The sequence below is a fragment of the Barnesiella sp. An22 genome (assembly GCF_963931395.1).
In the GTDB taxonomy this organism is placed as follows: domain Bacteria; phylum Bacteroidota; class Bacteroidia; order Bacteroidales; family Barnesiellaceae; genus Barnesiella; species Barnesiella merdigallinarum.
Genome location: NZ_OZ007014.1, coordinates 3,108,359 through 3,122,417, shown reverse-complemented (window position 1 = coordinate 3,122,417; position 14,059 = coordinate 3,108,359). Strand labels below are relative to the sequence as shown.

The following is a 14,059-nucleotide window of genomic DNA, read 5'->3' as shown; positions in this document are numbered from 1 at the left end:
TAGGGGCTTGTAGAGTTGTTAATTAAAGAAAAACAATTATCTTTGTATATAAATCATTAACTGGAGGAATAGCTATGAAAAAAGTAGTAGGGTTGCTTGTAGCCGTAGCGCTGGCTTTGTTGCCGTCGTATGCTCAGTATCGGGCGACGTTTGGTTCGAACGGTGTCTTGTATGGCCTCAATACAGACGATGAGGTGTGGGTTATCTCGCAATATCTGGATGGACGGGAAACGGTGCATCATACGTATAGCGGTGATGTGGTTGTGGCCGACAGTGTAGTGAATCCGTATGAGTTTTATGGAAAGAAGAGACCCGTAATCGGGGTGAAGGTTTCGAAATATGATTTTAGCGGAGTGACCAGTCTCACGTTGCCCAATACCGTACGGACGGTAGAGGGGATAGAGGGTTGTGCCATCGAAACCATAGATTTGCCGGCTTCGTTGACCGAGGTCCCCAATTTGAGCGGATGCCCCAATCTGAAAGAGTTGATACTTCCTCCTACCATCAGGAAGGTGGGTGTATGTTTGAACAACTGCCCCAGCTTGGCCCATGTGCATTTAGGGGCCGGCGTATATCAGGTCGATAGGCATGCGTTCGACGGTTCCGATGCGTTGGAGTCTGTAACGGTCGATGAGGCGAATGCAGCTTTGGCTATTGTGGACAATGTATTGTATAACAAGAGCATGACCCATCTTGATTTCTGCTTTCCGTGGAATAAGGAAAAGGTAATCGATATTCCCCAAACGGTAACTTTTATCGACTCGGAGGCCTTCAGAGGATGTGAAGGTATAGAGGAAGTTACGGTACCTGAGGGGATTGAAACTTTATGGATGGGGGTGTTTAGAGATTGTGTCAATTTGCGCAAGGTTTCGTTGCCGGAGTCTTTAAAGGAAATATCTCATTATGTTTTCTTGGGATGCCGTAGTTTGGAAGAGGTGAATATACCCTCGTCGGTCGAGTCGATAGGTATCGATGCGTTTGAGAACTGTACGAGTTTGACCCGACTGGAGCTTCCCGATCGGTTGAGCGAAATTATGATAAGGGCCTTTTTGGGATGTGAGAATCTGGACTTGGATATTCCGCAGTCGGTGCAGTCGATAGGGTGGGCGGCTTTTGCCAATTGCAAGAAATTGTCGAAGGTGGTATTGCCCGAATCGATAGAGGAGATAGGCGATTCGACATTCTATAATTGTTCGGGCTTGTCGGAGCTAACCGTTAAAGGCAAGATTTCGAGTGTGGGAGAGTTTGCTTTTGCCTACTGCTCGAGCATGAAAGAGTTGAATCTCGACAATTTCGTGGGCGATATCGAGCGATATGCGTTTGCCGGTTGGGGGCTGGATTCGCTGGAAATCCCCGAATCGATTTCTCGGTACCAATCTTCGGCTCTGTCGTTATACGACTCGTTGAAGGTAGCCAGGATTGCGGATACGAATAAAACGCTTGATGCCGACAACGGGCCGCTGTTTTGGGGGTGTGACCATCTTCGAAGCCTGTATGTGGGACGACCTACCTCGAGCGGACTCTTTCTCGAGCTGCCGGCATTGACCGATCTTACGTTTGGCAGTTTTGTTTATGATGCCTCAGATATGATTTGGTCGGAGTGTGGCAATATTAAAACCGTTACGTGTATGAGCACTACGCCTCCGGAAGCCGGGATGTCTACCTTTTCGGCGGTTACCCTGTTGCGTGGTGTGCTGAGGGTTCCGGCATCGGCCGAAGAGGTTTATCGCAACACGTTGCCGTGGAGCGCATTCGAGGTTATAGAAACATTCCCCGATGTGGTGCCTGCGGAGTTGACGTTCAATGGGGCGGACAGCGTGGCGATGACCCCGTCATCGTATCTTTCGCTGTCGGTTACCGTCTATCCCGAGCAGGCTAATTTTGACCGATTGACGTGGAAGAGCAGCAACGAAGAGGTAGCTACGGTAAATAAGGATGGTGTGGTCCATTCGAATAAAGAGGGCGAAACCGATATTACCGTATCGACGAGCGACGGGTTGTCGGCTACCTGCCATGTGTCGGTGCGCTATGTCAGTGGTGTAGAAGAGGTGGCAGCCGAGCCCGTACTTCTCTATCCCAACCCGGTGAACGATCTGCTGCATATCGAGGGCGCTACCCCGGAGGCAACCGTGGCTTTGTACGATATGACCGGCCGTCTGGTTCTCTCGACCCAGGCTTGCGAGGGTGTGACCGTGCTCGATATGGCCGGCTTCAAACCGGGTGTATATCTGTGCCGCATCCAGAACAAGAGTTACAAGATTGTGAAACGGTAGCGACTCGGGTCAATTCGTTTCAATCCGATATGGGGGCTCTGCCGATGGTGTGCAGGGCCCCTGCTTTTTGTGCGATTGGCTCGAGGCTGAGTCTGTTCAAGGGTGTGGGTTTGAGGTCGGGAGCGCAATGCCGTTTCGGGTGAAGGGCAGAAAACAGGCTCTGTCCCTTAACGAATTGAAATAAATTTTGCGATGCCCGCGGTTTGCACTATCTTTGCACCGTCTATGCAAGGGGCCGGGTTGGCAGCATGGCCGGTGAGGCTGTGGCGGTGTAAACCGGTGAGGTGCAGGACAATTTGACAGCCCCGGGTCGACAGCCTCGGGCCGAGCGGCGGGTGTGAGCCTGCCGGAGCTGTTTCGGCACTGTTTTTGCCGATGAGAGAATAGAAGATAAATAACTCTAAATAATAGAAGAGATGAGCAAAAAAGCACTTTTGATGATTCTCGATGGTTGGGGCATCGGCAATCATTCACACGCAGATGTAATCTACAATACCCCCACTCCTTATTGGGACTATCTGTTGAAAACCTATCCTCACTCGCAACTGCAGGCCAGTGGCGAAAATGTGGGTTTGCCCGACGGTCAGATGGGTAACTCGGAGGTAGGTCACCTCAATATCGGCGCCGGCCGCATCGTTTACCAAGACCTGGTAAAGATTAACAAGGCTTGTGCCGACAACTCTATCCTGCAGAACAAAGAGATTATCTCGGCCTTCTCGTATGCTCGCGACAACGGCAAGAACATGCACTTCATGGGCTTGACTTCGAACGGTGGCGTACACAGTTCGCTCGACCACTTGTTCAAACTGTGCGACATCGCCAAAGAGTATGGCTTGGAGAATACCTTCATCCACTGCTTCATGGACGGTCGTGATACCGACCCCCACAGCGGCAAGGGCTTCATCCAGGAACTGGAGGCTCACTGCGCCACGTCGGCCGGTAAGGTGGCTTCGATCGTGGGCCGCTACTACGCCATGGACCGTGACAAACGCTGGGAGCGTATCAAAGAGGCTTATGACCTGTTGGTAAACGGTATCGGCCGCAAGTCGGACAACATGGTACAGGCCATGCAGGAGTCGTACGACGCCGACGTGACCGACGAATTTATCAAACCTATCGTCAACTCGACCTGCGACGGTCGCATCAAAGAGGGCGATGTGGTTATCTTCTTCAACTATCGTAACGACCGTGCCAAAGAGCTCACCATCGTGCTCACGCAGCAAGACATGCCCGAGGCCGGCATGCACACCATTCCCGGTTTGCAATACTACTGCATGACTCCCTACGATGCTTCGTTCAAGGGCGTGCACATCCTCTTCGACAAGGAAAACGTGCACAACACGCTGGGCGAATATCTGTCGAAACAGCACAAGAGCCAGCTGCACATTGCCGAGACCGAGAAGTATGCCCACGTAACCTTCTTCTTCAACGGTGGTCGCGAGGCTCCGTTCGAGGGTGAGGACCGTATTCTGGTTCCGTCGCCCAAGGTAGCTACCTACGACCTGAAGCCCGAGATGAGCGCCTACGAAGTGAAGGATAAGCTGGTAGCCGCCATCAACGAAAACAAATACGACTTTATCGTTGTGAACTACGCCAACGGCGATATGGTAGGCCACACGGGCATCTACTCGGCTATCGAGAAAGCCGTGGTTGCTATCGACGCTTGCGTGCGCGATACGGTCGAGGCTGCCAAGGCCAACGGCTACGAGGTAATCATCATTGCCGACCATGGTAATGCCGACAATGCCGAGAACCCCGATGGTACGCCCAACACGGCACACTCGCTCAATCCCGTGCCGTTTGTCTATGTGACCGAGAACAAAGAGGCTCGTGTCGAGAACGGTATTCTGGCCGATGTGGCTCCCTCGATTTGCCACATCATGGGCTTGCCACAGCCGGCCGAGATGACGGGTCACGACCTGTTGAAATAATAGAAATCAATGTTTGGAATATGCCGGAGTGCCAGTTGTGCACCCCGGCTTTTCTGCCTTATACTAACCGATGAAAACAACCGTAACCGAGGAGATTATGCTACAAGTAGGCCAAGCTCTGGTGAGCCTCGACGTCATAGAACGATTTTTTATTTGTAACCTCGAGAAGTGTCTGGGTGCCTGTTGCGTCGAAGGCGATGCCGGTGCCCCCATCACCGAGGAGGAGCGTTGTAAACTCAAGGAGATTCTCGATGTCGTGTGGGACGATTTGCTGCCCGAGGCCCGGCGGGTCATCGAGCTGCAGGGGGTAGCCTATGTCGATGAGGAGGGCGACCTGGTCACCTCGATTGTCAACGGCAAGGATTGTGTCTTTACCTGTTACGACAAGAACGGCATGTGCCAGTGTGCCATCGAGAAGGCCTATCGGGCCGGGAAAATCGATTTCTACAAACCCATCTCGTGCCACCTCTATCCCATACGGTTGAAGGAGTACCCCGACTTCTCGGCCGTGAATTACCACCGCTGGAAAATCTGCAAGGCCGGCGAGGTGCTGGGCCGCAGCGAGAAGGTGCGGGTATATGAATTTCTGAAAGAGCCGCTGATTCGTCGGTTTGGCGAGGCGTGGTATAATGAACTGTGTGAGGCTGCCGAAGCCTATTTGCAGCAGTATGGCGAGTAATCCGGTAAAATACAGCTATAAACAGATATGGCACATTGCCTATCCTATCCTCATCAGCCTGGTGATGGAGCAGCTTATTGGCATGACCGATACCGCTTTCATGGGGCGGGTAGGCGAGGTGGAGCTGGGTGCGTCGGCCATTGCCGGGGTCTACTACATGACCTTCTTCATGATAGCCTTCGGCTTTAGCCTGGGGGCCCAGATTATCATGGGGCGGCGCAACGGCGAGGGCAACTACTCCCGCATAGGTCCCATTTTTTACAAGGGGACCCTCTTCCTGCTGGGGGTAGCGCTGGTGCTGTTTGTCTGTTCCTATTTCGTTTCGCCCATTCTGCTGGCCCGGTTCATCAAGTCGCCACACGTCTACGAGGCGGCCATGAGCTATATCCACTGGAGGGTCTACGGCTTCTTCTTTGCCTTTGTGGCCGTGATGTTCCGAGCCTTCTTTGTGGGGACTACACAGACCAAGACCTTGACCCTCAACTCGGTGGTGATGGTGCTGTCGAATGTGGTCTTCAACTATATCCTCGTGTTCGGCAAGCTGGGATTCCCGGCTATGGGCATTGCGGGTGCCGCCATCGGGTCGTCGCTGGCCGAGCTGGTTTCGCTCATCTTCTTTATCGTCTATACCCGCATGCGGGTCGATGTCCGCAAGTATGGCTTGGATGGTTTCAGTCTGCGTCGAGGCGACTCGTTGCGTCACATCCTGAATACCTCGGTATGGACCATGATTCAGAATTTCGTGTCGATGTCGACCTGGTTTCTCTTCTTCATTGCGGTCGAGCATCTGGGCGAACGGTCGTTGGCGATTACCAACATCATCCGCAACGTGTCGGCGCTGCCCTTTATGATAGTCATCACCTTTGCCTCGACCTGCAGCACGCTCATCAGCAACCTGATAGGGGCGGGCGATGCCCGGTATGTGCGGGGTACGATGGGGCAGTGCATACGCATGGCCTATCTCTTTGAGTTGCCGCTCATCCTGTTTTTCGTCTTTTTCCCCACCCTTATCCTGCGTATCTATACCGATATGCCCGACCTTATATCGGCCTCGGTTCCCTCTCTTTTCGTACTCTGCTCGGCCTATCTGTTTATTGTTCCGGGCAATGTCTGTTTTCAGGCCGTCTCGGGCACGGGCAATACCCGCATGGCCTTTCTGCTGGAACTGGTCACGCTGCTCATCTATATCGTCTATGTGGTGGTGATGATTTTTTACCTGCGGGTCGATGTAGCCGTATGCTGGACCACCGAGCACGTGTATGCCATCGGCATTCTGCTGTTTTCGGCCGCCTACATGAAGTGGGGTAAGTGGATTGATAAAAAGATATGAGAATAAGGCTGTTCCCTCTCCAAGACAATCCTTTTGTGCGCAGTCGCCTTTTTTTTCTTACGGAAATAAAAATGATAGAATGGTTGGAGGTTTAGATAATTTTAGTATCTTTGTTGCATAGATGTAATGTAAGGGGATGTGGTTGATGGAGTTTAAAATTGATAATTGAGATTTTTTTATGGTAAGAAAAGTGCTGATAGTGTGTGCGTTTGTTTGCACCTTCTTTTTGTCGAAGGCGCAGGATTCGGCTGTGGCACCTTACCAGTTGCCCGATATTCCCGACAGTCTCACTACTCCCGATGTAAGGAGTGAATATCTGATAGAACATTATTGGGATAATTTTGCAGTAGAGGATAGGGCCTATTTAGAGGCACCGTTGGTGGTCGAGCAGGCATTTGTCGATTTTACTTCAATCATGCGCATCACTTCGCGAGAAAGTACGATGAAAGCGATTGCAATTTTGCTGAAGCGGGCTTCGAGCGATGGTGACATCTTGTTGATGTATGCCGACATAGCTGACAAGTATCTGTACAGCGGTGGGGGAACCTTTGTGAGTGACGAGGCCTATTTGCCTTTTGCCGAGGCTGTGGCCGAGTCGAAGAAGGTCGACGAGTTGCGAAAGTTGCGTTATATCTATCAATACGATGTGCTGACGAAAAATCAGGTAGGTATGACGGTTACCGACTTTGAGTACAAGTTGCCCGGTAAAGATAAGAAGTACCGCATCAAAAAGTTGAAGTCGCCTTATATTCTGCTATACATCAACGACCCCGAGTGTGAAGATTGCTCGTTGGCTACTTTGCGGCTGAGTGTGTCGCAGGCCTTGCTGCAAGAGATACGCGAGGGGCGGCTTACGATATTGTCGCTTTATCCCGATGGCGAGACCGAAGAGTGGCTGGCCGGTGTGGCCGACTATCCCAAAGAGTGGGTGGTCGCTTCGATGGAGAATGGCGAACGCTGTTTCGATTTGCGAGTTATGCCGGCACTCTATTTGCTGGATAAAGATAAAAAAATAATTTTGCGCAATACTTCGCTCGAAGAGGTGGAACAGACCCTGAAAGCGACGAAAGAGAAATAAAGAAATAGACTTTGTGGTTTTGATTCATTTTATTGTAGGACGATGTGAATCGTCATATTTTGAGATCCCCTCTGTGCGTGAGCATAGTTTTTGACCCAATAACACCTGAAAAGGAAGAATCGGCCACAAAGTCTTTTTTTTATTTTTCTGTTCGAGGGTGCATATTTCTTGCCTCGTAAAATCCAATGGTACGATATTTTCTTTATCTTTGAATGAGATAGGAGTCGGTTCGAGGTAAAAAGTATCTGAAACCAGTTTCAATATTTTATTCTCCCCCTCACCTTTCACTATCTTTTCAGAAGATAGGAGTCGGTTCGGCAGAGCCAAATATTGAAAACTACGTTTCCTGTTTGTCTCTGCTCTCACCTTTCGCTATCTTTTCAGAAGATAGGGGTCGGTTCGGCAAAGTCAAATATTGAAAACTACGTTTCCTGTTTGTCTCTGCTCTCACCTTTCACTATCTTTGTTTCTTATAAAACCAGTGAGCTGTGGAAAATCGTATCAAGTTAAAGGTATTGGGATTGACATATAGTCAAGTGAAGAAGGGAGCATACGCTCTGGTCCTTGCCGAGGAGGAGGGACCCCGTCGCATTCCCGTAGTAATAGGTGTATCCGAGGCCCAGTCGATAGCCATTTCACTCGAGGGCATCATTCCGCCTCGACCCATCACCCACGATCTGTTTGTAAGTTTTGCCCATGGTTTCGGCATACGGTTGAAAGAAGTTTGCATTTATAAATTGGAGAACGGAGTCTTCTACTCCGAGATGGTTTTCGACGATGGTACCCGCGAGATGCGGGTCGACGCTCGTACGTCCGACGCTATAGCCATTGCCTTGCGTACACGCTCCGATATTTTTGTCATGCCCGAGATTATCGAGGAGGCCGGTTTCGTTTATGAAGAGGAGGAGGCCGATGAGCATTCTCCCGAGCGTAGTCGCGAAAAGGAGGTCGTAAAAAAAGAGGAGCGGGACTTGTCGGCCTGTTCGCGTAAGGAGTTGAAGGAACGGCTCGAAAAGGCTATTGCCTCGGAGGCTTACGAAGAGGCAGCCCGTATACAGGAGGAACTGAATAAAAGAGACAATCGCTTGTAAAAACAGCGATATTTTGGTAGCTTTGCCTGCTAATCTAAGCCATGCAAGGGTATAGGATAAGGATCGTAATACAAAACACAATTATATGAAAAGTATCAAACTGCGACTCATAGTAATGAACTTTCTCCAATTTTTTATTTGGGGATCTTGGCTCTGTACATTGGGGCTCTATATGACTACGCCTACCGAAGAGGGGGGGCTTGCTTTCGACGGTGCTCTTGTAGGCAGCGTGTTTGCCTTGTCGGGTATCGCTTCGCTCATCATGCCGGCTCTTATCGGTATCGTCTCCGACAAGTGGATCAATGCCGAGCGCTTGATGGGCGGCTTGCACTTTGTGGGAGCCATCGCCCTTTTCAGTGCGGCATTCATTTCGGACTATGACTTTTTCAAGATAGCGATGCTGGTCAACATGCTTGCCTATATGCCTACGCTGTCGCTCTCCTATACGGTGGCCTACAACGCCATCGACAAGGCCGGACTGGACCGTGTCAAAGACTATCCGCCGGTGCGGGTGTGGGGTACGGTCGGCTTTATCGTAGCCATGTGGATCGACAACTTCACCGGCTTCAGCGCCAACAACGGACAGTTGCTCATGGCCGGGGTTGCTTCGGTGGTGATGGGTTTCTACTGCTTTACTCTGCCCGCCTGTCCGCCGGCCAAGGCGATGAAGAACAACGGCCTCCTGTCGATGCTGGGGTTGGATGCTCTGGTGCTTTTCAAGAACTACCGCACGGCTGTGTTCCTGCTCTTCTCGTTCCTGCTGGGTGCCGCCTTGCAGGTGACCAACATGTACGGTGTGCCTTTCCTCGATAGCTTCAAAGCCACTTCGCCCGACTCTTGGGCCGTGAAATATTCGGTTATCCTTTCGTCGCTTTCGCAGGTATCCGAGACGCTGTTTATCTTGGCCATTCCCTTCTTCATGAGCCGATACGGTATCAAGCGGGTGATGATTATCAGCTTCACCGCCTGGATGCTTCGGTTCGGGTTCTTCGCCATTGGCGGTCCCGAAGGCTTCTCGGTACTCTTCCTTATCTTGTCGATGATTGTCTACGGTATGGCTTTCGACTTCTTCAATGTGTCGGGCTCGCTCTTTATTGCCGATGAGGCTCCCGCTTCGATCAAGGCCAGTGCACAGGGTATCTTTATGATGATGACCAACGGCTTGGGTTCTATCGTGGGCGGTTACGGTGCCGGATGGGTAATCAAGGCCCACACCACGGCTGGTGTGACCGACTGGACGGCCTGCTGGACCATCTTTGCCGCTTATGCTTTTGTAATCGGTGTGCTGTTTGCGCTCACCTTCCACTACAAACATCAACGCACGGCTCAGGCCAACGCTTAATCGACAGTTGATGCCATGCAGATATTCTATGCTCCCGATATAGAGACCGTGCACGAGTTGCCCGAAGGCGAGAGCCAGCATTGTGTGCGGGTGTTGCGCATGAAGGAGGGCGACGAGATTGGCATTATCGACGGGCGGGGTACCCGCTATCGGGCCGAGATTGTGTTGGCTCACCCCAAGCGATGCGGCGTGCGGCTGCTCGAGAGGGAGGCTGCTCCCAACCCTTGGACCGCCCGGGTGCATGTGGCCATTGCCCCCACCAAGAACCTCGACCGCATCGAATGGTTTGCCGAGAAAACCACCGAGATAGGCATCGATGCCATCACGTTGTTGCGTTGCCGTTTCTCGGAGCGGAAGGAGTTGAAGACCGAGCGCCTGAACAAGATTCTGGTTTCGGCCATGAAACAGTCGCTCAAGGCGGTGCTGCCGCAACTCTCCGAGATGACTCCCTTTGCCGAGTTTGTGGCCCGGCCGTTCGACGGCCAGAAGTTCATAGCCCACTGTTACGACGAGGGCGACCGCAAGGAGCTGACCGAGCTCTATCGGCCCGGTGAGAATGCCCTGATACTGATTGGCCCCGAAGGCGATTTCAGCCCCGAGGAGGTGGAGCAGGCCATCGCCTGCGGCTTCCGCCCCGTGATGCTGGGCCCGAGCCGCCTGCGCACCGAAACAGCCGGTCTGGTGGCTTGTCACACGATACAACTGATGAACCAATTAAACCCGAAATAATGAAACTCGAAAAACTGAAACATACCGACAGCGGCAACTTCTTCCTGCTGGCCGGCCCCTGTGTAATCGAGGGCGAGGCCATGGCTATGGAGATTGCCGAAAAGATTGTGCAGATAACCGATGCGTTGCAGATTCCCTATGTATTCAAGGGTTCGTATCGCAAGGCCAACCGCTCGCGTCTCGACTCCTTTACCGGTATCGGCGACGAGAAGGCCCTGAAGATTTTGCGCCGGGTGGGCGAAACCTACCAGATACCGGTGGTGACCGATATACACACGGCCGACGAGGCGCGCATGGCGGCTCAGTATGTCGATGTGTTGCAGATTCCCGCCTTCCTGTGCCGGCAGACCGACCTGCTGGTGGCCGCTGCTCAGACGGGTCGCGTGGTGAATATCAAGAAGGGGCAGTTCCTCTCGCCCGAGGCGATGAAGTTTGCCGCTCAAAAGGTGGTCGATGCCGGTAACGACCGGGTGATGATTACCGAGCGGGGTACCACCTTCGGCTATCAAGACCTGATTGTCGACTATCGCGGTATCCCGGTGATGCAGAAGTTCGGTTTCCCTGTGGTGCTCGACGCCACTCACTCGCTGCAAAAGCCCAATCAGGATTCGGGTGTGACCGGCGGCGTGCCCGAACTCATCGAGACGATAGCCCGTGCCGGGGTGGCCGTAGGGGTCGATGGCCTCTTCATGGAGACACACCCCAATCCCCGCGAGGCCAAGTCGGACGGCGCCAACATGTTGCCGCTCGACCGGCTCGAAGGACTGCTCACCCGGTTGGTGCGCATCAGACAGACCATTAATGCGTTTGACAAAAAATAGAGAAAAATAAAATCCGATTTCGGGAGGGGAGCGACGGTAACCGTCGACCTCTCCCTTTTTTCAAATATGCCGTATGAAACCGTCGTATACGGACGGTATCGTCGGTCCTGAAAATAGTGTTATGAGTCACAATACCCTTACCATGCTGGGCACGGGCAATGCCATCGTTACCCGTTGCTACAATACTTGTTTTGTGTTGAGTACCGAAACCTCGCGATGTCTGGTCGATGCCGGGGGAGGAAACGGGGTGCTTTCGCAGCTCGAGAAGGCGGGCATCGACCTGAGTCCCCTGCACGATATGTTTGTCACCCACGCCCACACCGACCACATATTGGGTGCCGTGTGGGTAGTGCGCATGATTATCAACCGCATGAAGAGCGGCCGGTACGAAGGAGCCTTCACCGTGTATGGCCACGACAAGGTGCTGACGGTACTCGACTGGATATGCCGCATGACCCTCTCGGCCAAAGACCGGGCCTATCTGGGTAATGGGGTACTCTTCCACGAGGTGAAGGACAAGGAGCGTTTCGAGGTGGGCGACATGCAGTTTCAGTGTTTCGACATCCTGTCGACCAAGGAGAAACAGTTTGGTTTCCAGGTAGCGCTGCCCGGCGGGCAGCGGCTGGTATGCCTGGGCGACGAGCCCTACAACGAGGCCAACCGGTCGTATGTCGAGGGGGCCGACTGGATGCTGTGCGAGGCCTTCTGCCTCTATCGCGACCGCGACATCTTCAAGCCCTATGAGAAGCACCACAGCACGGCGCTCGAGGCAGGGAGCCTGGCCGAGCAGCTGCGGGTAAAGAACCTGTTGCTCTACCATACCGAAGACCGCAACCTGGCCACCCGCAAGGAGCTCTACCGGGCCGAGGCGTTGCAGCACTTCACCGGGCGGGTTTTCGTGCCCGACGATTTGGAGACGGTCGAGCTGTCGTAGCCACCGTACACAACCGCGTGTAAATGGCTATGCGACCGTTTGTTCATTCGGAGAAATGTTTGTATTTTTGCCCTGAAAAAGAGTTGCCGACAATGGGGTTGGCCGTTCGTCCCCGAAGGGTGAAACGAGGCCGGTGCCTGTCGAATATAGGCGGGCCGATTCTCCCGATGTGGAATTTGCCGGCAGGGCAGCTCGGAATAGTATAAATGCAAAAACAGAAAAGGGGGTTCACGATGGGTGTACGACGTAACTGTATATGGGGAGTTGTTTTATTGGGTCTGTCGGTCGTTTCGGCTCCGGCTTCGGCTGCCGACGACGATCTGGTGAAAGCCATGATGGAGGTTTATGCCGAAGAGCTGGCCGCCAATCCTCAAGACTACCGGACCTATTACAGCCGCTCCATGGCCTATTTCGGACAGGGCGAAATGGAGAAGGCTTTGTCGGATATAAACAATGCCATCAAATATTTTCCCCGCCGGGAGAAAGACGACTTGGCCCAGGCCTATCTGCTGCGGGCCAAGATTCTGACGGTGAAGGGGGAGAACAAGCCGGCCCTGACCGACCTGAACAGTGCCTTGCGTCTGGTTCCCAACCATCGGCTGGCCTTGAAAGACCGGGGCGACCTGCTTTGCAAGATGGGCCAATACGACTTGGCCAAAATCGATTACAGCCAGTTGTTGCGGATGGATACCCGCAGCCAGAGTGCCTACATGGGGCTGGCCCGGGTCGAAGCACACGTCGGGCAACCGGTGCGGGCCAAAGACCTTCTGGCTCAGGCGGTGAATCTTTCGCCCAAAGATCCCATGGTCTACCTGGAGCGTAGCGAAATCTACAAAGAGATGGGGCTGTTGCCCGAGGCGGTCGACGATCTGGTCTACGCTGTATCGCTCGACGACGGACGTTCGGGTGCCGTGCAGCAGTTGGTGGCTTACAGCAACGAGGCTTACAGCGAGGTGATTGCCGGACTGAACCGGAACATCGAGCGATTCCCCCGTCAGGGCATGCTCTATTATGTGCGAGGTTCTATCTATAAAGACCATTACGACTTCAACTTGTCGCTGCGCGACTGGAATACGATTCTCTCCGAGAACTTCTTCAACTTCCACAGCATCTACTACAACCGGGCCTATTGCTTGTCGCGTCTGGGACGCTTCGACGATGCCCGCAACGATATTAAGCGGGCCCTCGAGAAAGATGGCCAGAATGCCGAATACTATCGGCTGCAGGCCGAAATCGAACGCGGTGCCGGCGATTTGGTGGCTGCCGACCAGGCTATCCGGCAGGCTGCCGTATACGATCCGTCGAATGTGCAGGTGTGTATCGAGCGGGGTATGATTGCTTACGACGAGGGGAATTACATCGATGCTATCGGTTACTACAACGAGGCTATCGCCGTAGCTCCTACGATGCCCTATCTCTATCTGCTGCGGGCCTACGTGCAGGAGTATGGATTTGAAAACCGGGCCGAAGCCGAGGCCGACTATCGCAAGGTGCTGAGCCTCGACGACCAGTCGACCTACTATGGCGACAACCTCAAGGGTATTGCCTTTGCCCGCCTGCATCAACCCCAGGAGATGGCTCGCTGGGAGAGTCGGCTGCTGCAGTCGGGTACGGTGCGTAATATCGACTATTTCTATTTGGCCTGCATGTATGCCATGACCGATGCCGACAAGGCAATCGGCTATCTCGAGAAGGCCTTGCAAAGCGGTTTCGGCGATTACAACCGGATAGCCATAGACCGCTATTCGTCGGTTTCGCTGTTGCCTGTCCGGCATCTGACCCCGTATAGCGAACTGCTGCAACGCTATCACACTCTGTTTGGAAAATAGGTATAGCCTCTTTTCCCTTCCC

The 14,059-nt window shown here is 53.0% G+C and carries 12 protein-coding genes; 11 read left to right on the top strand and 1 reads right to left on the bottom strand.

Features of this window, described 5'->3' with window-relative positions; all coding sequences use genetic code 11:
* Window positions 1–74: 74 nt before the first annotated feature.
* The 5 genes from ABGT88_RS12985 to ABGT88_RS12965 all read left to right on the top strand — a co-directional run bounded on the left by ABGT88_RS12985 (window position 75) and on the right by ABGT88_RS12965 (window position 7,291).
* A complete protein-coding gene (locus ABGT88_RS12985) occupies window positions 75–2,273 on the top strand; it encodes a leucine-rich repeat protein (RefSeq protein WP_346702521.1) in 2,199 nt (732 codons plus the stop codon).
* Window positions 2,274–2,689: 416 nt separating this feature from the next.
* Window positions 2,690–4,204 carry a 2,3-bisphosphoglycerate-independent phosphoglycerate mutase gene (gene gpmI / locus ABGT88_RS12980; RefSeq protein WP_087408920.1) on the top strand — a complete coding sequence of 505 codons (1,515 nt, stop codon included), beginning with the start codon at window positions 2,690–2,692 and terminating at the stop codon, window positions 4,202–4,204.
* Window positions 4,205–4,301: 97 nt separating this feature from the next.
* Entirely contained in the window at window positions 4,302–4,883 is a 582-nt protein-coding gene (locus tag ABGT88_RS12975; RefSeq protein WP_346702887.1) for a DUF3109 family protein, read from the top strand.
* Complete coding sequence (locus ABGT88_RS12970; RefSeq protein ID WP_346702518.1) at window positions 4,873–6,213, top strand: MATE family efflux transporter; 1,341 nt, start codon at window positions 4,873–4,875, stop codon at window positions 6,211–6,213. The genes ABGT88_RS12975 and ABGT88_RS12970 overlap by 11 nt, the downstream gene beginning before the upstream one ends.
* 178 nt (window positions 6,214–6,391) lie before the next feature.
* Window positions 6,392–7,291, top strand: coding sequence for a DUF5106 domain-containing protein (locus ABGT88_RS12965; protein ID WP_300133496.1), 900 nt, complete (start codon window positions 6,392–6,394; stop codon window positions 7,289–7,291).
* 24 nt (window positions 7,292–7,315) lie between these two features.
* On the opposite strand, the gene ABGT88_RS12960 is transcribed toward ABGT88_RS12965, so the two are convergent.
* The gene (locus tag ABGT88_RS12960; RefSeq protein WP_346702516.1) at window positions 7,316–7,657 is read right to left on the bottom strand and encodes a hypothetical protein; all 342 of its coding nucleotides are present in this window, start codon (window positions 7,655–7,657) and stop codon (window positions 7,316–7,318) included.
* A 122-nt stretch (window positions 7,658–7,779) separates the two neighbouring features.
* On the opposite strand from ABGT88_RS12960, the gene ABGT88_RS12955 reads away from it, so the two are divergent.
* The 6 genes from ABGT88_RS12955 (at window position 7,780) to ABGT88_RS12930 (ending at window position 14,037) form a co-directional block, all read left to right on the top strand.
* A complete protein-coding gene (locus ABGT88_RS12955; RefSeq protein WP_087408915.1) occupies window positions 7,780–8,382 on the top strand; it encodes a bifunctional nuclease family protein in 603 nt (200 codons plus the stop codon).
* An 85-nt stretch (window positions 8,383–8,467) separates the two neighbouring features.
* Window positions 8,468–9,724: a nucleoside permease gene (locus tag ABGT88_RS12950; RefSeq protein WP_298663199.1), complete on the top strand. Its 1,257-nt coding sequence runs from the start codon at window positions 8,468–8,470 to the stop codon at window positions 9,722–9,724.
* Window positions 9,725–9,739: 15 nt separating this feature from the next.
* Entirely contained in the window at window positions 9,740–10,453 is a 714-nt protein-coding gene (locus ABGT88_RS12945; protein WP_087408913.1) for a 16S rRNA (uracil(1498)-N(3))-methyltransferase, read from the top strand.
* The gene (gene kdsA, locus ABGT88_RS12940) at window positions 10,453–11,274 is read left to right on the top strand and encodes a 3-deoxy-8-phosphooctulonate synthase (RefSeq protein WP_300131297.1); all 822 of its coding nucleotides are present in this window, start codon (window positions 10,453–10,455) and stop codon (window positions 11,272–11,274) included. The genes ABGT88_RS12945 and kdsA overlap by 1 nt, the downstream gene beginning before the upstream one ends.
* A gap of 121 nt (window positions 11,275–11,395) precedes the next feature.
* Entirely contained in the window at window positions 11,396–12,208 is an 813-nt protein-coding gene (locus ABGT88_RS12935; protein ID WP_346702512.1) for an MBL fold metallo-hydrolase, read from the top strand.
* Window positions 12,209–12,441: 233 nt separating this feature from the next.
* Window positions 12,442–14,037 (top strand): tetratricopeptide repeat protein, encoded by a 1,596-nt coding sequence (locus ABGT88_RS12930; RefSeq protein WP_346702510.1) that lies wholly within the window; start codon window positions 12,442–12,444, stop codon window positions 14,035–14,037.
* The last annotated feature ends 22 nt before the right edge of the window (window positions 14,038–14,059 follow it).

What these genes read in the sequence shown, in the direction of transcription:
- ABGT88_RS12985 (WP_346702521.1), top strand. Translation starts at nt 75, where the DNA reads ATGAAAAAAGTAGTAGGGTTGCTTGTAGCCGTAGCGCTGGCTTTGTTG.
- gpmI (WP_087408920.1), top strand. Translation starts at nt 2,690, where the DNA reads ATGAGCAAAAAAGCACTTTTGATGATTCTCGATGGTTGGGGCATCGGC.
- ABGT88_RS12975 (WP_346702887.1), top strand. Translation starts at nt 4,302, where the DNA reads ATGCTACAAGTAGGCCAAGCTCTGGTGAGCCTCGACGTCATAGAACGA.
- ABGT88_RS12970 (WP_346702518.1), top strand. Translation starts at nt 4,873, where the DNA reads ATGGCGAGTAATCCGGTAAAATACAGCTATAAACAGATATGGCACATT.
- ABGT88_RS12965 (WP_300133496.1), top strand. Translation starts at nt 6,392, where the DNA reads ATGGTAAGAAAAGTGCTGATAGTGTGTGCGTTTGTTTGCACCTTCTTT.
- ABGT88_RS12950 (WP_298663199.1), top strand. Translation starts at nt 8,468, where the DNA reads ATGAAAAGTATCAAACTGCGACTCATAGTAATGAACTTTCTCCAATTT.
- ABGT88_RS12945 (WP_087408913.1), top strand. Translation starts at nt 9,740, where the DNA reads ATGCAGATATTCTATGCTCCCGATATAGAGACCGTGCACGAGTTGCCC.
- kdsA (WP_300131297.1), top strand. Translation starts at nt 10,453, where the DNA reads ATGAAACTCGAAAAACTGAAACATACCGACAGCGGCAACTTCTTCCTG.
- ABGT88_RS12935 (WP_346702512.1), top strand. Translation starts at nt 11,396, where the DNA reads ATGAGTCACAATACCCTTACCATGCTGGGCACGGGCAATGCCATCGTT.
- ABGT88_RS12930 (WP_346702510.1), top strand. Translation starts at nt 12,442, where the DNA reads ATGGGTGTACGACGTAACTGTATATGGGGAGTTGTTTTATTGGGTCTG.